Genomic DNA, 19,196 nt, shown 5'->3' with positions numbered 1-19,196 from the left:
AGCGTTCGCCCCGACTCGGTTCAGAGTCGGCCGACGACGACCGAAGGGTCGACCCGCCCGTTGGCGAGGTCGTAGTTCGCGCCGACCACGGCCAACTTACCGTCCGCGACGGCGGACGCGATGAGGGCGGACCGGTCGACGAGCGTGCGGACCGACGCCTCGATGTGCAACTGGCCGACCGTGCGGGGGTCGAGGTCGGCACCCGTCTCGAGGTCGAGCTGGGCACGCTCGACCGACGGCATGATCATGTCGATCAGCCCACCCAGGAAGGCCGACCCGGGGGCGGCGTCGGAGCCGATGGAGTCGATGGCCGAGGCGACGGCGCCGCAGCTGTCGTGGCCGAGCACCACGATGAGGGGGACGTGGAGCACCGAGACCGCGAACTCGAGCGAGGCGATGACGGTGTCGCCGACCACCTGGCCGGCGTTGCGCACGACGAAGAGGTCACCGAGGCCGACGTCGAAGATGATCTCGGCGGCCAGTCGCGAGTCGGCGCATCCGAAGAGGGCGGCCACGGGCTCTTGACCGCCAGCGAGGGACGATCGCCGGTCACTGTCCTGGTGGGGGTGGCGAGGTGCCCCCTCGACGAAGCGGTGGTTGCCGTCCACCATCCGGCTCCATGCCGTCCCCGGCTCGGACGCGCTCGCCGGCGCGATGGCCGAGACGTCCGTGGGCAGGGACGTCGCGGTGTTCTCGGGTGCGGAAGGGGCCGCGGTGGCGGGCACACCGGCGGCGGGGTCGTGTCGGGTCACGTCATTCGCTTTCTTGGCTGGAGATCTGCTCGGCCAGGGAGGTGGCCAGGACGTCGAACTCGGCGTCGTCGGCCGTGCCGTAGAGCACGTACGAGCTGCGGTCGACCGTGGTGGTCAGGGCATAGGCGTAGTTGCCCGGGTCGTCGGCGTCGCGCCGATCGTAGACGTCCCAGGTCAGACCGCCGATCGACCGGGTCGACGTCGCCGCCGCGTTCTGCACCTGCAGGCTGACCCAGGTCGGATTGGCGTCGATGCCCTGTTCGAGCCCGATGAACTGCTGGGCCGGCGTGATCAACCCCACGTACCAGGTCGGTACGTCGTCGCGGGTCGTGGAGCGGACCTCGGCGGCGTTCGAGCTCCAGCCGTCGGGCAGCGGAGGCGCGGCCAGGGGGGCGTCGACGCTCGCCTGGGCCTGCGACGCGACCTGGACGTAGTCGATCTCCTGCCGGTTCACCGTGCCACTCGGGCGGACCACGACGAGCACCAGGAAGAGCACGATGCCGAGCGAGGCGACGATCGACAGGGTCAGGTTGATCGCCGTCTGGTTCGCGTAGTGCTTGCGGGTGTTCTCGGCCTTGCGCGCGGCGGTCTCGTCCGGGGTCTCGGGTCGGCCGAGTTCGGCGACGATGCGGGGCTCTCGGGGGCGTCGCGAGCCCCGGGGGCCGCCGTCGGAGGGGGAGGTCATTCTGCCGACACCTGACGGCGGGCCGCCTCGAGGCGCTCGCGCGCCCCCATCAACCATTCTTCGCAGCGCCGGGCGAGCGCCTCGCCGCGTTCCCAGAGGGCCAGCGAGCGCTCGAGGGTCGAGGCGCCCTGCTCGAGTTCGGACACGACGGACACGAGCTCGTCGCGGGCCTGCTCGTAGCTGAGCGACGAGACGTCGGGCGGGGTGCTGGTCGGGGTGGTGTCCACGTGACGATCCTAACGAGGGGTGCTGGCGGAGGTCGTGGCGGACGCCACGGGTGACGACTCGTCGGGAGCGTCGGAGCCTGGGGAGGAGGCGCCGGTGCTGACGGCGCCCACCGCGCCTCCGTCGGTGGTCACGAGCAGGCGCGTCTCGGCGGGGGCCTCGGCGGGGGACCGCAACACCCCGCCCGACGGCAGCTGCACGATCGCGTAACCGCGGCGCAGCGTGCCCTGCGGCGACAGGGCGCGCAGCTGGGCCGTGAGCTCCGAGACGCGGGTGTGCGCGCTCTCGACGGCCCGGCCGACGAGTTCTTCGCCGCGGGCCACCGCCCGGACGACCTCGTCGGCCCGGACGTCGACGAGGGTCTGGGGCGACGCCAGCACCGGCCGGCTGTGGATCTGTTCGAGCCGGTCGATCTCGGTGGCGACCAGCGAGGTCAGACGCACTCCGATGCGGGTGCGCGCCTGTTGCACGCGCGACAGTTCTTCGGTCACGTCGGGGACGACCCGTTTCGCGGCGTCGGTGGGCGTGGACGCGCGCAGGTCGGCGACGTCGTCGAGCAGCGGCCGGTCCGCCTCGTGCCCGATGGCGCTGACGACCGGCGTGGTGCACTCCGAGACGGCGCGGACGAGGCCTTCGTCGCTGAAGCCGAGGAGGTTCTGGAAATCGCCGCCGCCTCGCGCGACGATGATGACGTCGACCTCGTCGTCGGCGTCGAGGCGCTGGATCGCCGCCGTGACCTCGCCGACCATGCGATCGCCCTGCACCGCGGCGTGCACGACGCGGAACGAGACCGAGGGCCATCTCAGCTGGGCGTTGCGCAGGACGTCTTTCTCGGCGTCGCTGTCCTTGCCGGTGACGAGGCCGATGCAGCCGGGAAGGAACGGCAGGGCCCGCTTGCGCTCGGGGGAGAAGAGCCCCTCGGCCGTGAGCTGGCGTCGGAGGCGCTCGAGTCGTTCGAGGAGGTCGCCGAGCCCGACGTGGCGCATGTCGAAGACCTGCATCGTGAGGCTGCCGCCCTTGACCCAGTAGTTCGGCTTGACGGCGGCGATGACCCGGTCGCCCTGCTTGAGGTCGGCGGGTACGCGTGACTTCACGCTGGACCAGATCGAGAACGAGACGGTCGCGTCGTGTTCGAGGTCGCGGAGCTTGCCGTAGACGTTGCCGCCCGAGACGTTCCACTGGGTGATCTCGCCCTCGACCCAGGCCGTCCCCAGGCGGTCGATCCAGTCGCGCACCTTGCTCGCGAGGAGCCCGACGGGCCACGGGGACTCGGCGGTGGGGGGTGGGGGAACGATCGTCATGGAGCTCCGTTCGAGGGGTGGTCGACACCGGCAGGACGAGCGGCGACCCCGGTGATCGACCGGTCCCACGGTCGCTCCCAGTACGCGACCAGTCCGGCACACCTAGACTCGTCGGGTGAGCCACATCTCCAACGGCGCCCTCGCCATCGACCTGCCGACACCGCGTGTTCCTGCGGTGCGGAACAGGCTAAAGGATACCCCCGTCAACGGACGCAAGCAGGTGCTGCTCGCGGCACCCCGCGGGTACTGCGCCGGCGTCGACCGCGCCGTCATCGCGGTCGAGAAAGCCCTCGAGCACTACGGCGCGCCCGTCTACGTCCGCAAGCAGATCGTCCACAACGTGCACGTGGTCGCGACCCTCGAGAGCCAGGGGGCCATCTTCGTCGACGAGGTCGACGAGGTGCCCCCGGGGTCGCACATCGTCTTCAGCGCGCACGGCGTCTCGCCGGCCGTCGTGAAGGGTGCGGCGGATCGCGAGCTGCAGGCCATCGACGCGACCTGCCCCCTCGTCACGAAGGTCCACCGCGAGGCCGTGCGCTTCGGCAACCAGGGCCGACACATCATCCTGATCGGCCACGCCGGGCACGAAGAGGTCGAGGGCACGATGGGCCACGCGGCGGATCGCACCACCCTGGTGCAGAACCCGGGCGAGGTCGACGACCTCGTCGTCGCCGACCCCGACAACCTCGTCTGGCTGTCGCAGACCACCCTCAGCGTCGACGAGACGATGGAGACCGTGCGTCGACTGCGTGAGCGGTTCCCGAACATCCAGAACCCCCCGAGCGACGACATCTGCTACGCCACGCAGAACCGCCAGGTCGCCATCAAGAAGGTCGCCCAGGGCGCCGACCTCGTCATCGTCGTCGGATCGGCGAACAGCTCCAACAGCGTGCGTCTCGTCGAGGTCGCCCTCGAGCACGGCGCCAAGGCCGCCTACCGCGTCGACTACACCAACGAGATCAAGCAGGAGTGGCTCGACGGCGTCGAGACGGTGGGGGTCACCTCCGGAGCGTCGGTTCCCGAGGTCCTCGTCGACGAGGTGCTGGCCGACCTGTCGGACGCCGGCTACGTCGACGTCCACGAGGTCGTCACGGCGGAGGAAGACCTGATGTTCTCGCTGCCGAAAGAGCTGCGGAAAGATGCGACGGGCCAGGTCGACGCCCGCGGCCTCGGCGGTCGCACCCGATGACCGACGACCGACCGAAGCCGCGCTATGGCGAGTACGCGCCCGAGGGCTGGGTCAATCCCGCCGCGGCCGAGGCCGACGCCGCCGAGGAGGCGCGGGTCGCCGGTCAGGACGCCCGGCCCGCGGTCTCGACCGACGTCCGCCCCGGTGACGAGACCCGCACCGCGCCTCCTGCGCTCTCGACCGGGCGGCGCATCGACCGGGTGGCGACGTTCGCCCTGATCGGGCTGGGTGCCTTCGGGGCGATCCAGGCCGTCGCCCGCGTGCCCGGTTACGCGACGACGCAGCTCGCCCAGTTCGAGACGTTCGGGCTCGACCTCTCGGGGTTCGGCTCGTCGGCGGCGCTGCAGACCTTCGGGGTCGTCATGGCCGTGTTGGCCGTGACGATGTTCGCCGTCTCGACCTGGTGGACCCTCCGGCGGCTGCGTGCCGGGCGTCTCGGCTTCGTGGTGCCCCTCGTCGCCGGTGTGGTCTTCGGCCTCGTGCAGGGCTTCGGAGCGGCGGCCATCTTGATGGGCGATCCGGCTTTCGCCGAGGCGATGCAGAGTTTCACGAACGACTACTTCTCGGGGTCGAACTGACGTCCGCCCTTCGCCCCGACGACGAAGCCCCCGAGCACTCGCTCGGGGGCTTCGTCGTGCGATCAGGAGGCGCGGGTCAGCTCGCCGACTGACCGTACGACCCGAGCTGCTTCGTCGCCTCGACGACGCGGGCGGCCATGGCGCTCTCGGCGACCTTGCCCCAGGCGCGGGGGTCGTACTGCTTCTTGTTGCCGACCTCGCCGTCGATCTTGAGGAACCCGTCGTAGTTCTTGAGCACGGTGTCGGCGATGGACCGGCTGAAGGCGTACTGCGTGTCGGTGTCGAGGTTCATCTTGACGACGCCGTTCGAGACGGCCTCGGCGATCTCGGCGTCGGACGACCCCGAACCACCGTGGAAGACGAGTTCGAGGGGCTTCGCGGCGGTGCCGAACTTCTCCTGGATGCCCTGCTGGATCTCACCGAGCAGTTCGGGACGCAGCTTGACGTTGCCCGGCTTGTACACGCCGTGCACGTTGCCGAAGGTGAGGGCGGCGATGTAGCGGCCGTGTTCGCCGAGGCCGAGCGCCTCGACCACGCGGGTGACGTCGCCCACCGTGGTGTAGAGCGCGTCGTTGGTGCCTTCGTGTTGCACGCCGTCTTCTTCGCCGCCGACGACGCCGATCTCGACCTCGAGGATGGCGTTGATGGCCTTGGTGCGCTTCAGCACGTCCTGCGCGATCGAGATGTTCTCGTCGAGCGGGACGGCCGAGCCGTCCCACATGTGCGACTGGAACAGCGGGTTGCGACCGGCCCGGACCTCTTCTTCGGAGGCGGCGATGAGCGGGAGCACGAAGCCGTCGAGGGCGTCCTTCGGGCAGTGGTCGGTGTGGAGGGCGACGGTCACCGGGTAGTTCTTCGCGACCTCGGTCGCGAACTTGGCGAAGGCGATGGCGCCCGCGGCGCGGTTCTTGACGGTGTGGCCGGCGAAGTAGTCGGCGCCGCCGGTGGTGACCTGGATGATGCCGTCGCTGCCCGCCTCGGTCAGGCCCTGCAGCACGGAGTTGATCGTCTGCGACGACGAGACGTTGACGGCGGGGTAGGCGAAGCCCTTGTTCTTCGCCTTGTCGAGCATCTCGGCGTACTGCTCGGGGGTTGCGACGGGCATTGAATCTCCTTCGATCACGGCTGGTGGCTCATCCACCCTAGTCAGCGCACGTCTGTTCGTCCTGGTCGTCGGAGCCCGGTCGGGAGGCGCGGCGCGGGTAAGATCCGGAGCATGGCTGACACGGATTCCGGAACCCTCTACTCGCACCCCGACCGCAACCTCGGCATGGAACTGGTCCGGGCCACCGAGGCGGCCGCGATCCGTTCGGCGCCGTTCATCGGCAAGGGCGACAAGAACGCCGCCGACAAGGCCGCGGTCGACGCCATGCGCAAGTTCTTGGGCACGGTGGCGTTCGACGGCGTGGTCGTGATCGGCGAGGGCGAGAAGGACGAAGCCCCGATGCTCTTCAACGGCGAGCACGTCGGCAACGGCTTCGGCCCGGCCTGCGACATCGCCGTCGACCCGATCGACGGCACGAGCCTCACCGCGGCGGGACGCATGAACGCCCTCTCGGTGATCGCCGTCAGCGACCGCGGCAGCATGTACGACCCCAGCGCCGTCTTCTACATGGACAAGATCGTCACCGGCCCCGAGGGCCGCGGCATCATCGACCTCGACCGTCCCATCGGCGAGAACATCACCGCCCTGGCCACCGCCAAGGGCATCGCCGTCGAGGACATGCAGATCGCCGTCCTCGACCGTCCCCGTCACGCCGACCTCATCGCCGAGATCCGGGCCGTGGGCGCGTCGACCCGCCTGCTCCTCGACGGTGACGTGGCCGGTGGCATCAACGCCGCCCGTCCCGACTCCCGCATCGACATGTGCGTCGGCGTCGGTGGCACGCCCGAGGGCATCATCACGGCCTGCGCGGTCAAGGCCCTCGACGGCCTGATCCTCGCCCGCCTCGCCCCGAAGGACGACGCCGAGCGCCAGAAGGCGATCGACGCCGGTCACGACCTCGACCGCGTCCTCGACCAGGACGACCTCGTCACGGGCGACAACGCGTACTTCGTCGCCACGGGTGTCACCGACGGCGCACTCGTCGCGGGCGTCACGCGCAAGCAGGGCATGATCCGCACCTCGAGCATCGTGCTGCGCTCGCACTCCGGCACCATCCGCCGGGTCGAGGCCGACCACCTCGTCTCGAAGTGGTACGGCGAGAAGGCCTGATCGGCGCGACACCCGCCTGACACGACGAACGCCCGGCCTCGGCCGGGCGTTCGTCGCACCGGGGGTCAGTCGTGGTCGGTGCTGCCCTCGACGAGGGCCGACGCGAGCTCGGGGGCGGTGAGCTCTCGGGGAGACTCCTCGACGATCGTCGGGGTCGCGAGGACCTTGGACTCGTCGAGCATGCTGAGCCGACGGGCCGACGGGAGGACCGTCCGCTCGAGCGACCCGACGAACCGGTTGTAGTCCGTGACGCCGGCGCGCAGCGACCGGCCGAGCTTGTCGACGTGGCCGGCCATGGTCGACAGCCGACCGTAGAGTTCGCGGCTGAGGTCGAAGAGCTCTTTCGCCTCGGCGGTGACGACGTCCTGTTGCCAGCTGAAGGCGACGGTCTTGAGCACCGACCAGAGGGTCACGGGCGAGGCGAGGGCGACGCGCTTCTGGAAGGCGTAGTCCATCAGGGCCGGGTCGGCCTCGAGGGCGGACGACACGAGCGACTCGCTCGGGATGAACGCGATGACCAGCTCGGGCGAGGACTCGAGTCCGGCCCAGTACGTCTTGCCCGCCAGGGCGTCGACGTGGGCCCGCAGCGCCTTGACGTGCTGCCGGACCAGCTGGTCGCGTCGTGCGCCCTCGTCGCCCGTGGCGGATGCGGGGATGGCGCTGGCCTCGAGGTAGGCGGAGAACGGCACCTTGGCGTCGACCGCGATGTTCTTGCCGCCGGGGAGGTGCACCACCATGTCGGGGCGACCGGAGCCGGCGTCCGACGAGATCGACGTCTGCACGTCGAAGTCGACGCGCTCGACGAGACCCGCGGCCTGCACGACGTTGCGCAACTGGGTCTCGCCCCACACGCCGCGGGTGCTGTTCGACTTCAGCGCGGAGGCGAGCGACTCGGCCGTCCCGCGGAGCCGTTCACCCGATTCGGCGGCGGTGCGGAGCTGCTCGCTGAGGGCGCCGTACTGGAGGGTGCGTTCGGCTTCGAGCTCGGCCACCTTCTGCTGGACGGCCTGCAGGCTCTCGGCCACCGGGCTGAGCGCGACGAGCACCTGACCGTCGGTGCGTGCCCTCTCGGCCTCGGCGATGCGGACGTCGCGGAGGCGGTCCTGGAACTCGCGGAGGCGGTCTTCTTGCTGCGCGATCTGTCGACGGTACTGGTCGTCCTGACCGTCGAGGCGCTCACGAGTGGCATCGGCCACGGCGCGGGCTGCGGCGAGGTCGGACGACAGGCGTGCCGTCGCCTCCGCGGCGCGGGTCCGGGCGACGAGTGCCCCGACGGCGACGCCGAGGACGAGACCGAGCAGCAGGGCGAGGAACAGCGCGAGCGGAAGGGGCATGGCGGAAGTGTGGCAGCGGCCACCGACACCGGTCGGGAGTCGACGCGGTGGGGTCGGGAGAGACCGACGCGCCCCGGGGGCGTCGGACTGGCGTGAGGGAGGCGCCTAGCCGAAGGCCATCGGGCGTCGGTCGGCCCGGGGCACGGCGGGCGCCGTCGGCGCCCCGGCCGGCTGCAGCACCTTCACCTTGACCGACGCGATCGTCGCGAGTTCGGACAGGTCGGAGGCGCCGTGGAACAGTGCGGCGTGGGCGACGATGGCCGCACAGGCCTCGGCGTCGGCGAGGGCGTCGTGGTGGGAGAAGGCGTCGAACCCGGCGGCCGTCGCGGCGATCGGCAGCCGGTACGAGTCGAGCGAGTAGGTCTTGCGGGCGACCTGCAGGCTGCAGAGGTACGACCACGGGGGAGGGGTGAGCCCGGTCGCCGCGCAGGCGGCCTTGATGACGCCCATGTCGAATCCGGCGTTGTGGGCGACGAAGACGTCGTCGCCGGCGAAGTCGGCGAGCAGCTCGAACTGTTCGGCCCAGCCGAAGGCGCCGACGACGTCGTTCGCGACGATGCCGTGGATGCGGGTGTTCCACTCGGAGAACTCGTCGTGCCCGGTGGGTGGCTGGATCAACCAGCCGACCTTGTCGACGACGACGCCGTCGCGGACCTTGACGAGGCCGACGGAGCAGGCACTGGCGCTGCTCGAGTTCGCGGTCTCGAAGTCGATCGCGGTGAAGTCGATGGGCATTGACTCATGCTCTCACGCGCCTCCGACACCGCCTCCCCAGGCGCGGTGGGCGACCGTTCCCTCCACGGCGGACGCGGTTCCGACGGCACGGCTCGGCAGGCCCGGTACGCTTGACCCTCGTGGCTCTCACTATCGCGATCGTCGGACTGCCCAACGTCGGCAAGTCCACCCTGTTCAACGCCCTGACCAAGAACCAGGTGCTGGCGGCGAACTATCCGTTCGCGACCATCGAGCCCAACGTGGGCATCGTCAACCTGCCCGACCCGCGCCTCCAGGTGTTGGCCGGTCTCTTCGGCAGCGAGAAGATCCTGCCCGCGCCGGTGTCGTTCGTCGACATCGCCGGCATCGTCAAGGGAGCGAGCGAGGGCGAGGGCCTGGGCAACAAGTTCCTGGCGAACATCCGCGAGGCCGACGCCATCGCCGAGGTCGTGCGCGGCTTCGACGACCCCGACGTCGTGCACGTCGACGGCAAGGTCGACCCCGAGAGCGACATGGGCACGATCAACACCGAGCTGATCCTCGCCGACCTCGAGACGGTCGAGAAGGCGCTCGTCCGGTACGAGAAAGAGCTGCGGCTGAAGCGCGTCGAGCCGATCGTGCACGAGACGGCCGTCGCCGCCAAGGAGGCGCTCGAGCGAGGCGAGGCGCTCTCGGCCACGAGCATCGACCTCGAGCCGATCCGCGAACTCGGGTTGCTCACCGCGAAGCCCTTCATCTACGTCTTCAACGTCGACGAGGCCGTCCTCACCGACGAGGCGCGCAAGGCCGAACTGCAGGCCCTGGTCTCGCCGGCCGAGGCGATCTTCCTCGACGCGCAGGTCGAGTCCGAGCTGATCGGCCTCGACGACGAGGACGCCGCCGAGCTGCTCGCGTCGCTCGGGCAGGACGAGTCCGGTCTCGACCAGCTCGCCCGCATCGGCTTCGAGACGCTCGGGCTGCAGACCTACCTGACGGCCGGCCCGAAGGAGACCCGCGCCTGGACGATCGGCAAGGGCTGGAAGGCCCCGCAGGCCGCCGGGGTCATCCACACCGACTTCGAGAAGGGCTTCATCAAGGCCGAGGTCATCTCGTTCGACGACCTGGTCGAGACCGGCTCCATCGCGGAGGCGCGCTCGGCCGGCAAGGCCCGCATCGAGGGCAAGGAATACGTCATGCAGGACGGCGACGTGGTGGAGTTCCGCTTCAACAACTGACGCCCCGGGCTCGGGGGCGAGCGCCACTCATCTACTCTCAAGCATGAGCCAAACGGATTCCCCGCCCACCGGCACCACCTCCGGCGCCCCCGCACTGCTGCGCCTCGGCGTCCTGGCCACCTCGCGCAAGCCCGACGAGCGGCGCCTGCCGATCCACCCCGCCCACCTCGACCGCATCGACGCCGACCTGCGGGCGAACATGACCCTCGAGCGCGGCTACGGCCTGCGCTTCGGCATCCCCGACGCCGACCTCGAACCCCTCGTGGCGATGGCCGACCGCGAGCAGATCGTCGCGGACAGCGACGTCGTCCTGCTGCCCAAGCCCCAGGCCGCCGACCTCGAGGGCCTGCGCGACGGTCAGACCCTCTGGGGCTGGCCGCACTGCGTCCAGGACCGCGAGATCACCCAGCTCGCCATCGACAAACGGCTCACCCTCATCGCGTGGGAGGCCATGAACCACTGGCAGTCCGACGGGGGCTACGGCCTGCACGTCTTCCACAAGAACAACGAGCTCGCCGGCTACTGCTCGGTGCTGCACGCCCTCCAGCTCTGCGGCTCGACCGGCGACTACGGCCGTCGCCTCAGCGCCGTCGTCATCGGCTTCGGCGCCACCGCCCGCGGCGCCGTCACGGCCCTCAACGCCCACGGCATCCACGACGTGCGCGTCCTGACGAACCGCAACATCGCCGCCGTCGGCTCGCCGATCCCGTCGGTCGACATCTTCCAGTTCGAACACGACCCCGAGACGCCCGGCGCCAGCACCGTGAACACCCCCGACGGGCCGGTCGCCCTCGCTCCGTTCCTCGCCGCCGCCGACATCGTCGTCAACTGCACCCTGCAGGACCCGAACGCCCCGCTCACCTACCTCCGCGAGACCGACCTCGACGCCTTCCGCCCCGGCAGCCTCATCGTCGACGTCTCGGTGGACGAGGGCATGGGCTTCGAGTGGGCCCGCGCCACGACTTTCGCCGAGCCGCTCGTCACCGTCGGCGCGACCACGAACTACTACGCCGTCGACCACAGCCCCTCACTGCTCTGGAACTCCACGACGTGGGAGATCAGCGAGGCCCTCCTGCCCTTCCTGCGCACCGTCATGGAGGGGCCGACCTCGTGGGCGGCGTCCGACACGATCCGCCGCGCCGTCGAGATCGCGGAGGGGCGGGTCGAGAACGAGGCGATCCTCGAGTTCCAGCACCGCGCCTCCTCGTACCCGCACGCACCGCTCGACTGAGCGGAGCCGCAGGCCGGGCGGTCGCGGGGACGGCTCAGACCGCAGGAGGCGCGGCGAGGGCCGCGAGGACGCGCCCGGCCCCGAAGTCCCACGCCCCGTCGACGTCGCCGCCCAGTTGGAAACCGCCGTTGAGCTCCATGATGACGAAGCCCGCCACCCACGCCGTGAGCGTGCGGGCGGCGTCGAGGGCTCGCTCCGGCCCGACGAGCTGCTCGCCGACCCGGAGGGCGGCGGCGCTCGCCGCGGCGCCGAACTCGCGGCGCGCGGTGGGGACGCCGGGCCCGGGCGTCATGACCAGCTGGAACGCGGCCGGGCGCTCGTGCCCGAACGTGCGGAAGGCGTCGAGCACCTCGCGAGCGGACCCCGCCCCGTCGAGCCGCGCGGCCAGGTCGGTGAGGGTGGCCTCCGCGACCGACCGCAGCAGCGCCTCCCGGTTCTCGACCCTCTTGTAGAGCGAGGGTGCACGCACGCCGACCCGCGCCGCGACCGCGGCCATCGTGAGGCCGGACGGGCCGTCGGCCTCGAGCAGCTCGCGCGCGGCGAGCAGGATGGCGTCGGGTGAGGTGCGGTCGGGTGTGGGCATCCGTCGAGTATAGCTATTGACAATAGCCATGATGGCTAACTACCGTAGCCATCATGGAACTCGCCCCCTCCCTCCACCGCATCGGCAACGACATCGTCGCCGCGTACCTCGTCGTCACGCCCGAGGGCGTGACCGTGATCGACGCCGGTCTGCCCGGCCTCTGGTCCGAACTCGTCTCCGAGCTGGCCGCCGTCGGACGCACCCCCGACGACGTGAAGGGCGTCGTCCTCACCCACGGTGACTCCGACCACGTCGGCTTCGCCGAGCGGCTGCGTCGCGAACACGGGGTGCCCGTGTACGTCCACGCCGCCGACGCCTCGCGGGCGAAGGGCGGGCCGAAGCCGGGGAACGGCATGCCGCCGATGAAGCTCGGCCCCCTGCTGGGGTTCGCCGGCTACAGCCTGCGCAAGGGCGGGGCGAGGACCGCGTGGCTCACCGAGGTCGTCGAGGTGCACGGGGGCGAGACGCTCGACCTGCCGGGTGCGCCTCGGATCATCCCGATGCCCGGGCACTCCGAAGGCAGCATCGCCGTGTTCGTCCCGGGCGTCGACGCCGTGTTCGTGGGCGACGCCCTGACCACGCGCCACGTGACGACCGGGCACGTCGGGCCCGCACCGGCTCCGTTCACCGACGAGCCCGAGCAGGCCCTCGCCTCGCTCGACGCCCTGCTCGGGACCGGCGCGACCTGGGTGCTGCCGGGCCACGGCGCCCCCTGGGACGGTGGCGTGGCCGCGGCCGTCACCGCCGTCCGCGCCGCCGCCCGCTGACCGGACCGGGCCGGCTCGGACGGCGCCGCCCGGCGACGGGCCGACCCGGGGTCAGACCCCGACCGGCACCGCCGCCGGCGTCACCCGCACCAGCACGGCCTTCGACACCGGGGTGTTGCTGCCGATCGACGCGCTGTCGAGCGGCACGAGCACGTTCGCCTCGGGGAAGTACGCGGCGGCGCACCCGCGGGCCGTGGGGTAGGCGACGATGCGGTAGTCGCTTAGCACCCGCTCGACGTCGTCGGTCCAGACCGTCGACACGTCGACCTTCTGGCCGTCGGTGAGCCCGAGGTCGTCGAGGTCGAGCGGGTTGACGAAGACCACGTGCCGACCCTTCTTGATGCCGCGGTAGCGGTCGTTGAGGCTGTAGATCGTGGTGTTGTACTGGTCGTGCGAGCGCAGGGTCTGCAGCAGCAGCGTCCCCTCGGGGCGCTCGACGTGCTCGAGGTCGTTGACCGTGATCATCGCCTTGCCGACCTTCGTCGCGAAGGTCCGCGAGTCGCGCGGCCCGTTCGGCAGCACGAAGCCGTCACGGCTGCGCACCCGCTCGCTGTAGCGCTCGAAGCCCGGCACGACCCGGCTGATGTGGTCGCGCAGCCTGTCGTAGTCGTCCTCGAAGCCCTTCCAGTCGATCTCGAGGTCGGCCCGGTCGCCGAGCGTCGCCCGCGCCAGGCGACTGACGATGGCGACCTCGCTGAGCAGGTCGGGCGCGACCGGCGGCACCTGGCCGTGGCTGCCGTGCACCGAGCACACGGTGTCCTCGACCGAGACGAACTGCGGCCCGGCCTCCTGCACGTCGATCTCGGTGCGGCCGAGCGTCGGCAGGATGAGCGCCTCGGCGCCGACCACGGCGTGCGAGCGGTTCAGCTTCGTCGACACCTGGACGGTCATGTCGGTCCCGCGCATCGCGGCCTCGGCAAGCTGGGTGTCCGAGATCGCGGCCACGAGGTTGCCGCCCATGCCCATCCAGAACTTGATGCGCCCCTCCTGCATGGCCTTGATGCCCTTGAGGGCGTCGACGCCGTGCTCGCGCGGCGGGTCGAAGCGGAACTCCTTCTGCAGGGCGTCGAGGAACTCGTCCGAGACCTGCTCCCAGATGCCCATCGTGCGGTCGCCCTGCACGTTGCTGTGCCCGCGGATCGGCGAGGCGCCGGCACCCGGCTTGCCGATGTTGCCGCGCAGGAGCAGCAGGTTGATGATCTCCTTGATGGTGTCGACGGCCTTGCGGTGCTGCGTGATGCCCATCGCCCAGGTGATGATCACGCGGTCCGAGGCCAGGTAGCGGTCGGCCAGCTCGTCGATCTCGGCCCGGTCGAGCCCGGTCGCGAGCAGCACTTCGTCGTCGTCGACCTGCGCGATGTGCTCGCGGAAGGCCTCGAGCCCGACGGTGTGCTCGGCCAGGAACTCGTGGTCGAGCACCGTGCCGGGGGCGGCGTCCTCGGCCTCGAGGACGCGCTTGGCGACGGCCTGCAGCAACGCCATGTCGCCACCGAGCCGGATCTGCAGGAACTGGTCGGCGATCTCCGTGCCGCGACCCGCGACGCCGCGCGGCAGCTGCGGGTTCTTGTAGCGACGCAGGCCGGCCTCGGGCAGCGGGTTGACCGCCACGATCTTCGCGCCCTTGAGCTTGGCGTCCTCGAGGGCCGTCAGCATGCGCGGGTGGTTGGTGCCCGGGTTCTGCCCGAGGATGACGATCAGGTCGGCCTGCTCGAAGTCGTCGTAGGCGATGGTCGACTTGCCGATGCCGACCACCTCGGCCATGGCGAGGCTCGTCGACTCGTGGCACATGTTCGAGCAGTCGGGCAGGTTGTTCGTGCCGAAGGCGCGCACGAACAGCTGGTACGCGAAGGCCGCCTCGTTCGAGGTGCGGCCGGACGTGTAGAACGACGCCTCGTCCGGGCTGTCGAGAGACCTCAGCTTGTCGCCGACGATGCGGAACGCCTCGTCCCACGACACCTCGCGGTAGTGGTCGCTGCCGGCGGGCTTGTGCACGGGCTTGGTGAGGCGGCCCTGCATGCCGAGCCAGTACTCGGTCTTGTCGAGCAGGTCGGTCACCGAGTGCTCGGCCCAGAACGTGTCGGGCACGAGCACCGGGTTGGCCTCCCAGGTGACCGCCTTGGCGCCGTTCTCGCAGAACTCGGCGACCTTGCGGTGGTTCGGGTCGGGCCAGGCGCAGCTCATGCAGTCGAAGCCGTCCTTCTGGTTCAGCGACGTCATGAGCTTGACGGTGCGGGCCAGCCCGAGCTGCTTGATGGCCGGGTCCATCGAGTGCAGCACGCCGGGCACGCCGGCGGCCCACTCGCGCGGGGGGCCGACCTCGATGTCGGCGTCGGTCACGTCGGAGACGGGGGGTTTCTCGGTCACGGTCTGGTTCCGATCGTCAGGGGGACGGGCGAGGAGGCGCGCGTCGCGCCGCCGGGGGAGTCGAGGGCGTCGGCGTCATCGGCGTCGGCGGATTCGCGGGACGAGGAGGCGCGGGTCGCGTCGCCGGCGTCGCGCGAGCGGGCCGACGGCTCGGTCCCGTCGGGCTCGCCGAGCCGGTCCGGTCGCGAGTACACGACCATCGACCGGCCGCGGAGGAACCCCACGATCGTGACGCCCAGCTCGGTCGCGAGGTCGACGGCGAGCGACGACGGTGCCGACACGGCGGCGAGCACCGGGATGCCGGCCATCGACGCCTTCTGCGTGAGCTCGAACGAGGCGCGACCCGAGACCATCAGGACGGTCCCGCCCAACGGCAGCCGCGCCTCCTTGACGGCCCAGCCGACGACCTTGTCGACGGCGTTGTGCCGACCGACGTCCTCGCGCAGGACGAGCAGCTCGCCCGTGCGGCCGTCGAAGAGCGCCGCGGCGTGGAGCCCGCCGGTCTTCTCGAACACGTCCTGGCCCTCGCGCAGGCGGTCGGGGAAGGTCGCGAGCAGGGCGGGGTCGACGACGAGGGGGTCGTGCCGCACGTCGTGTTGCGACGTCGTGCGGACGGCGTCGATCGAGGCCTTGCCGCACAGCCCGCACGAGCTGGTCGTGTAGAACGCCCGCTCGAGGCTCGGGTCGGGCGCCGGCACCCCGGGCGCGAGCGTGACGTCGAGCACGTTGTACGTGTTGAGCCCCTCGGCGGTGGCCCCGGCGCAGTAGCGGGCGGCGAAGAACTCGTCACCGGTCGAGATGACGGCCTCGGACACGAGGAACCCCGCGGCCAGGTCGAAGTCGTGACCGGGCGTGCGCATGGTGATGGCGAGCGACGTGCCGCCGACGCGGATCTCGAGGGGTTCCTCGACCGCGAGGGTGTCCATGGTCTTGCGGACGCCCGCGCTGCCGTCGTCACCGACCGTGATGCGGGTCACCGGTTTGCGGGACGTGATGCGTGCCATGGGTCAGGTCTACCCCTCGAACCCCGGAATCGAAAGCCGGCGGGGTCCGCACCTCACCACGGGAGGCCGAGCGAGGGGACGACGTCGCCCGCCCGCGCCCCGCCCTCGGGCACGACGAGCAGCCCGTCGGCGTCGGCCAGGCCGCGCAGCATCGCCGACGACTGGCGCTCGGTCGGCACGGCTCCGTCCGGGGTCGCCCGGTACGCCTGCACGAGCGCGCCGGGTCGGGGGTGGGCCACGTCGACGGCGAGCGTGACGGACCCGGGAGGCGCGGGTCGCCTCCCGAGGAGGCCGTCCACCACCGCGGTCCCCACGACCACGAGCCCCACGTAGGCGGCCATCGGGTTGCCCGGCAGGCACAGGTAGACCGTGTCGCCGCGGCGCGCGACGACCAGGGGCTGCCCCGGACGCATCGCGAGACCGTCGACCACCAGCTCGGCGCCCAGCCGGTCGAGGGCGGCGCGGACGTGGTCGGTCGGGCCGTGCGCGGTGCCTCCGGTCGTCACCACGAGGCGACGGTCCGGGCGGTCGAGGGCGGCGATCGTCGCGTCGAGGTCGTCGGCCACCCGCGTCGTGGTCGCGGACGCCGTGCCGAGGGAGCCGAGGAGGCGCGGCACCGGCACCGAGAACACGTCGCGGACCGTGCCGCGCTCGGGCACGCCCTCGGCCACGACCTCGTCGCCGAGCACGGCCAGGGCCACCGTCGGGCGGGTCACCACGGGCACGGCGTCGTGCCCGCCGAGGGCCAGCACGGCGACGCGGGGCGGGGTGAGGAGCGTGCCCGCGGTGATCAGGGCGTCGCCGCGGTCGATCTCTTCTCCGGCCCGCCGGACGTGCGGCGGGCGGCGGGGGTCGTCGTCGGCCGTCAGGACGCCGTCGGCCACGTGCCCGGACTCCGAGCGCAGCACCCGGTCCGTCCCGTCCGGGACGACGGCGCCCGTGGTGACCGGTCGTGCGACCCCGGTCGGCAGCGACCCGCCGTCGTCGGCCGCGACCCGGCCCGCGACGATCGACGGGCCGAGTCGCCAGGGGCCCTCGCCGGCGACCGCCCAGCCGTCCATCGCCGAGACGTCGGAGCCGGGCACGCGCGCGAGGCTCGTGGCGTCCCGGGCCAGCGTGCGACCGACCGCGTCGGCGAGCAGGACGGTCTCGAGGTCGCGGGGCAGGGCCCGGGCGGCGTCGGACGCCTCGGCGCGGGCCACCCGCCAGTCGGCCCGCCGGACCGTCACGCCGGGTCGGCCGTGGCCAGGGCGGTGGCGGTCGCGGTCGCCCGGTCCAGCTCGGCCTGCGAGCCGCCGGCGAGCCCCGCGGCGTAGCCGACGAGGAACGTCGTCAGCGGGGCGGCCGGGCGGGCGACGCCGTGCGCCGCGTCGCGGGCGAGGTCGAGAACCACGGGGACGTCGACCACGAAGTCGTCGGGCAGGCCCAGGGCCCGGACGAGTCGTGCGGCCCAGGCGTCGAGTTCGGCAGGTGTGTCGGTCATGGTCGACACTCAACCAGTCGCGTCGGCCTCGCGCCGGACGACACCCAGGCGGTCGGCGTCGGCGACGGTGTCGACGTCGGCGCAGAGCGCGTCGGGCACGGGGACCTCGAGCAGGTCGAGCCCGTCGAGCAGACGGCGGAGCGACAGGCCCTCGAGGGGGCCGTCGGCCCGCAGTCCTCCGAGTCGCGTCCGCAGGGCGTCGGTCCGGTAGAGGGCGAGCAGTGGCTGACGTCGCCCGTCCGAGTCGACGGCGAGCCGACCGTCCCGGTGTTCGTCGTCCTCGGCGCAGCCGGCGAGGAGGGCCGCCACGGCCTCGGGCGCCCGCGGCAGGTCGCAGGCCAGCACGAGTGCCCACGGTGACGGGTCGCCGACGACGGCGAGACCGGCCGCGAGGGCGGCCACCGGCCCGGACCAGGCGGGCTCCTCACGGGTGAGCAGGGCTCCGGCGGGCGGCACCCGACCGTCGCGCAGGCCGACCACGACGAGGGTCCGGGCTCCGGCCGCCGCCTGGACGGCCCGGTCGAGGAGCGTCGCGTCGCCACTCGTGAAGCCGGTCTTGTCGGCACCGTGCACCCGGGAGGCGCGACCCCCGGCGAGCAGGACGGCGTCGAACCCGGCGTCCCCGGTCATGCCCTGCCACCCGCGTCCACGCCGCGAGCCTAGACCTGCCCTCGACCGGCGTCCTCGGGGCGAGGCCATCCCGGAGGATGATCCGATGTCGTCCTCGGAGCCGAGGCTTCCTCGTGTCGTTGTCGTTAGGCTGGAGAGATCAGCCGACAGACCGGTCCGGCATCGGCCTGGCGAGGGGGAGACGACCATGAAGCGTTCCGTGAACACCGCCCTCGTCGGTCTTGCACTGGCCGGACTGCTGGCCGGTTGCGCGCCGGCGACGGGTGGAGCGGGCGCGTCGACGTCCGGTCCGACCGCCCCGGCGACCGACGTCGCCGCCTCGCCCGAGGCCACCGCGACCCCGTCGGAGACCCCGACGGCGACTCCGTCGCAGACCCCGACGACGCGGCCCGTGTCGATCCCGACGGACTGCACCGACCTGGTGGACGCCGCGACCTACGCCGCCACGATGGGCGACGCCCCCCTCAACGACCCCGCCTACTTCGGTCAGCCGATGGGACAGGTCGCTCCCACGGCACCCGGCGCCGACGCCGACCTGAGGGACGTCGTGGCGTCCGCCCAGGTGCTCCGCTGTGGCTGGGCCGACGTGCGGGCCGACGTCACGGGCCTCTTCGCCGACGTCAGCACGGTGGACGCCGCGACGGCCGCGGCGTATCCCGCCTGGCTCGCCGAGGGACGCGAACCCACCTCGGTCTTCTGGCTCGACGGCGTGGTCTACGACTGCTCCGAGGCGTACGGCGGCTCGCTCTGCCGGTACGTCACGACCCACCCGATGTACGGCGTCGACATGGCGGACACCGTGCTGGTGCGCGACGACGTCGTCGTCACGGTGTCGCAACGGAATTTCCCGACCGACGACCTCATGGGATCGATCGTCACGCGCCTCTGGGGCTGAGGAGCGACCGGACGCCAGGAGGCGCGGTGCCG

Annotated in this window: 20 protein-coding genes; 7 read left to right on the top strand and 13 right to left on the bottom strand. The window is 71.8% G+C overall.

All coding sequences use genetic code 11. From position 1 onward, the window contains the following. Positions 1 to 20 precede the first annotated feature (20 nt). The 4 genes from IFT79_RS01885 to xseA all read right to left on the bottom strand — a co-directional run bounded on the left by IFT79_RS01885 (position 21) and on the right by xseA (position 2,963). Positions 21 to 611 carry a carbonic anhydrase gene (locus IFT79_RS01885; RefSeq protein ID WP_192123113.1) on the bottom strand — a complete coding sequence of 197 codons (591 nt, stop codon included), beginning with the start codon at positions 609 to 611 and terminating at the stop codon, positions 21 to 23. A 142-nt stretch (positions 612 to 753) separates the two neighbouring features. Continuing rightward, positions 754 to 1,437, bottom strand: coding sequence for a DUF4245 domain-containing protein (locus IFT79_RS01880; RefSeq protein WP_056048791.1), 684 nt, complete (start codon positions 1,435 to 1,437; stop codon positions 754 to 756). Further along, on the bottom strand, positions 1,434 to 1,664 hold the full coding sequence (locus IFT79_RS01875) for an exodeoxyribonuclease VII small subunit (RefSeq protein ID WP_123571591.1): 231 nt from the start codon (positions 1,662 to 1,664) through the stop codon (positions 1,434 to 1,436). The genes IFT79_RS01880 and IFT79_RS01875 overlap by 4 nt, the downstream gene beginning before the upstream one ends. A 9-nt stretch (positions 1,665 to 1,673) precedes the next feature. Continuing rightward, positions 1,674 to 2,963, bottom strand: coding sequence for an exodeoxyribonuclease VII large subunit (gene xseA, locus IFT79_RS01870; RefSeq protein WP_192122772.1), 1,290 nt, complete (start codon positions 2,961 to 2,963; stop codon positions 1,674 to 1,676). A gap of 124 nt (positions 2,964 to 3,087) precedes the next feature. On the opposite strand from xseA, the gene IFT79_RS01865 reads away from it, so the two are divergent. Further along, positions 3,088 to 4,152: a 4-hydroxy-3-methylbut-2-enyl diphosphate reductase gene (locus tag IFT79_RS01865; RefSeq protein ID WP_233568507.1), complete on the top strand. Its 1,065-nt coding sequence runs from the start codon at positions 3,088 to 3,090 to the stop codon at positions 4,150 to 4,152. Continuing rightward, positions 4,149 to 4,730, top strand: coding sequence for a DUF6264 family protein (locus IFT79_RS01860; RefSeq protein WP_192122771.1), 582 nt, complete (start codon positions 4,149 to 4,151; stop codon positions 4,728 to 4,730). The genes IFT79_RS01865 and IFT79_RS01860 overlap by 4 nt, the downstream gene beginning before the upstream one ends. A 76-nt stretch (positions 4,731 to 4,806) precedes the next feature. Here the strand turns inward: IFT79_RS01860 and fbaA are convergent, their stop codons facing one another. Next, positions 4,807 to 5,835: a class II fructose-bisphosphate aldolase gene (gene fbaA / locus IFT79_RS01855; protein ID WP_192122770.1), complete on the bottom strand. Its 1,029-nt coding sequence runs from the start codon at positions 5,833 to 5,835 to the stop codon at positions 4,807 to 4,809. A 111-nt stretch (positions 5,836 to 5,946) separates the two neighbouring features. Here fbaA and glpX point away from each other — a divergent pair, with 111 nt between their 5' ends. Beyond that, positions 5,947 to 6,945, top strand: coding sequence for a class II fructose-bisphosphatase (glpX, locus tag IFT79_RS01850; protein ID WP_192122769.1), 999 nt, complete (start codon positions 5,947 to 5,949; stop codon positions 6,943 to 6,945). 65 nt (positions 6,946 to 7,010) lie between these two features. Here the strand turns inward: glpX and IFT79_RS01845 are convergent, their stop codons facing one another. Beyond that, a complete protein-coding gene (locus IFT79_RS01845; protein WP_192122768.1) occupies positions 7,011 to 8,279 on the bottom strand; it encodes a DNA recombination protein RmuC in 1,269 nt (422 codons plus the stop codon). A 105-nt stretch (positions 8,280 to 8,384) separates the two neighbouring features. Beyond that, entirely contained in the window at positions 8,385 to 9,014 is a 630-nt protein-coding gene (locus IFT79_RS01840; protein ID WP_192122767.1) for an exonuclease domain-containing protein, read from the bottom strand. 119 nt (positions 9,015 to 9,133) lie between these two features. Here IFT79_RS01840 and ychF point away from each other — a divergent pair, with 119 nt between their 5' ends. Further along, positions 9,134 to 10,207 carry a redox-regulated ATPase YchF gene (ychF, locus tag IFT79_RS01835; protein ID WP_043597911.1) on the top strand — a complete coding sequence of 358 codons (1,074 nt, stop codon included), beginning with the start codon at positions 9,134 to 9,136 and terminating at the stop codon, positions 10,205 to 10,207. Between the two features lie 43 nt (positions 10,208 to 10,250). Then, positions 10,251 to 11,438 carry a N(5)-(carboxyethyl)ornithine synthase gene (locus IFT79_RS01830; protein ID WP_192122766.1) on the top strand — a complete coding sequence of 396 codons (1,188 nt, stop codon included), beginning with the start codon at positions 10,251 to 10,253 and terminating at the stop codon, positions 11,436 to 11,438. 34 nt (positions 11,439 to 11,472) lie between these two features. On the opposite strand, the gene IFT79_RS01825 is transcribed toward IFT79_RS01830, so the two are convergent. Next, on the bottom strand, positions 11,473 to 12,021 hold the full coding sequence (locus tag IFT79_RS01825) for a TetR/AcrR family transcriptional regulator (protein ID WP_192122765.1): 549 nt from the start codon (positions 12,019 to 12,021) through the stop codon (positions 11,473 to 11,475). Between the two features lie 53 nt (positions 12,022 to 12,074). On the opposite strand from IFT79_RS01825, the gene IFT79_RS01820 reads away from it, so the two are divergent. Beyond that, positions 12,075 to 12,788, top strand: a complete 714-nt coding sequence (locus IFT79_RS01820; protein ID WP_123571582.1) for an MBL fold metallo-hydrolase — start codon at positions 12,075 to 12,077, stop codon at positions 12,786 to 12,788. A 51-nt stretch (positions 12,789 to 12,839) separates the two neighbouring features. Here IFT79_RS01820 and IFT79_RS01815 read toward each other — a convergent pair whose 3' ends face one another. The 5 genes from IFT79_RS01815 to mobA are packed head-to-tail and all read right to left on the bottom strand — an operon-like array spanning position 12,840 to position 18,269. Next, entirely contained in the window at positions 12,840 to 15,152 is a 2,313-nt protein-coding gene (locus IFT79_RS01815; RefSeq protein ID WP_192122764.1) for an FdhF/YdeP family oxidoreductase, read from the bottom strand. After that, the gene (gene fdhD, locus IFT79_RS01810) at positions 15,149 to 16,156 is read right to left on the bottom strand and encodes a formate dehydrogenase accessory sulfurtransferase FdhD (protein ID WP_192122763.1); all 1,008 of its coding nucleotides are present in this window, start codon (positions 16,154 to 16,156) and stop codon (positions 15,149 to 15,151) included. The genes IFT79_RS01815 and fdhD overlap by 4 nt, the downstream gene beginning before the upstream one ends. Positions 16,157 to 16,209: 53 nt before the next feature. Further along, the gene (locus tag IFT79_RS01805; protein WP_192122762.1) at positions 16,210 to 17,385 is read right to left on the bottom strand and encodes a molybdopterin-binding protein; all 1,176 of its coding nucleotides are present in this window, start codon (positions 17,383 to 17,385) and stop codon (positions 16,210 to 16,212) included. Then, positions 17,382 to 17,639 (bottom strand): DUF6457 domain-containing protein, encoded by a 258-nt coding sequence (locus tag IFT79_RS01800; RefSeq protein ID WP_158612919.1) that lies wholly within the window; start codon positions 17,637 to 17,639, stop codon positions 17,382 to 17,384. The genes IFT79_RS01805 and IFT79_RS01800 overlap by 4 nt, the downstream gene beginning before the upstream one ends. 9 nt (positions 17,640 to 17,648) lie before the next feature. Continuing rightward, positions 17,649 to 18,269: a molybdenum cofactor guanylyltransferase gene (gene mobA / locus IFT79_RS01795; RefSeq protein WP_192122761.1), complete on the bottom strand. Its 621-nt coding sequence runs from the start codon at positions 18,267 to 18,269 to the stop codon at positions 17,649 to 17,651. Between the two features lie 187 nt (positions 18,270 to 18,456). Between mobA and IFT79_RS01790 the strand changes: the two genes are divergently transcribed. Next, positions 18,457 to 19,164, top strand: coding sequence for a hypothetical protein (locus IFT79_RS01790; RefSeq protein WP_192122760.1), 708 nt, complete (start codon positions 18,457 to 18,459; stop codon positions 19,162 to 19,164). The last annotated feature ends 32 nt before the right edge of the window (positions 19,165 to 19,196 follow it).

The sequence above is a fragment of the Frigoribacterium sp. CFBP 8759 genome (genome assembly GCF_014841655.1).
Classification (GTDB): Bacteria; Actinomycetota; Actinomycetes; order Actinomycetales; family Microbacteriaceae; genus Frigoribacterium.
Note: the sequence above shows the minus strand (reverse complement) of the source record. Positions and strands in the feature narration are given on the sequence as shown.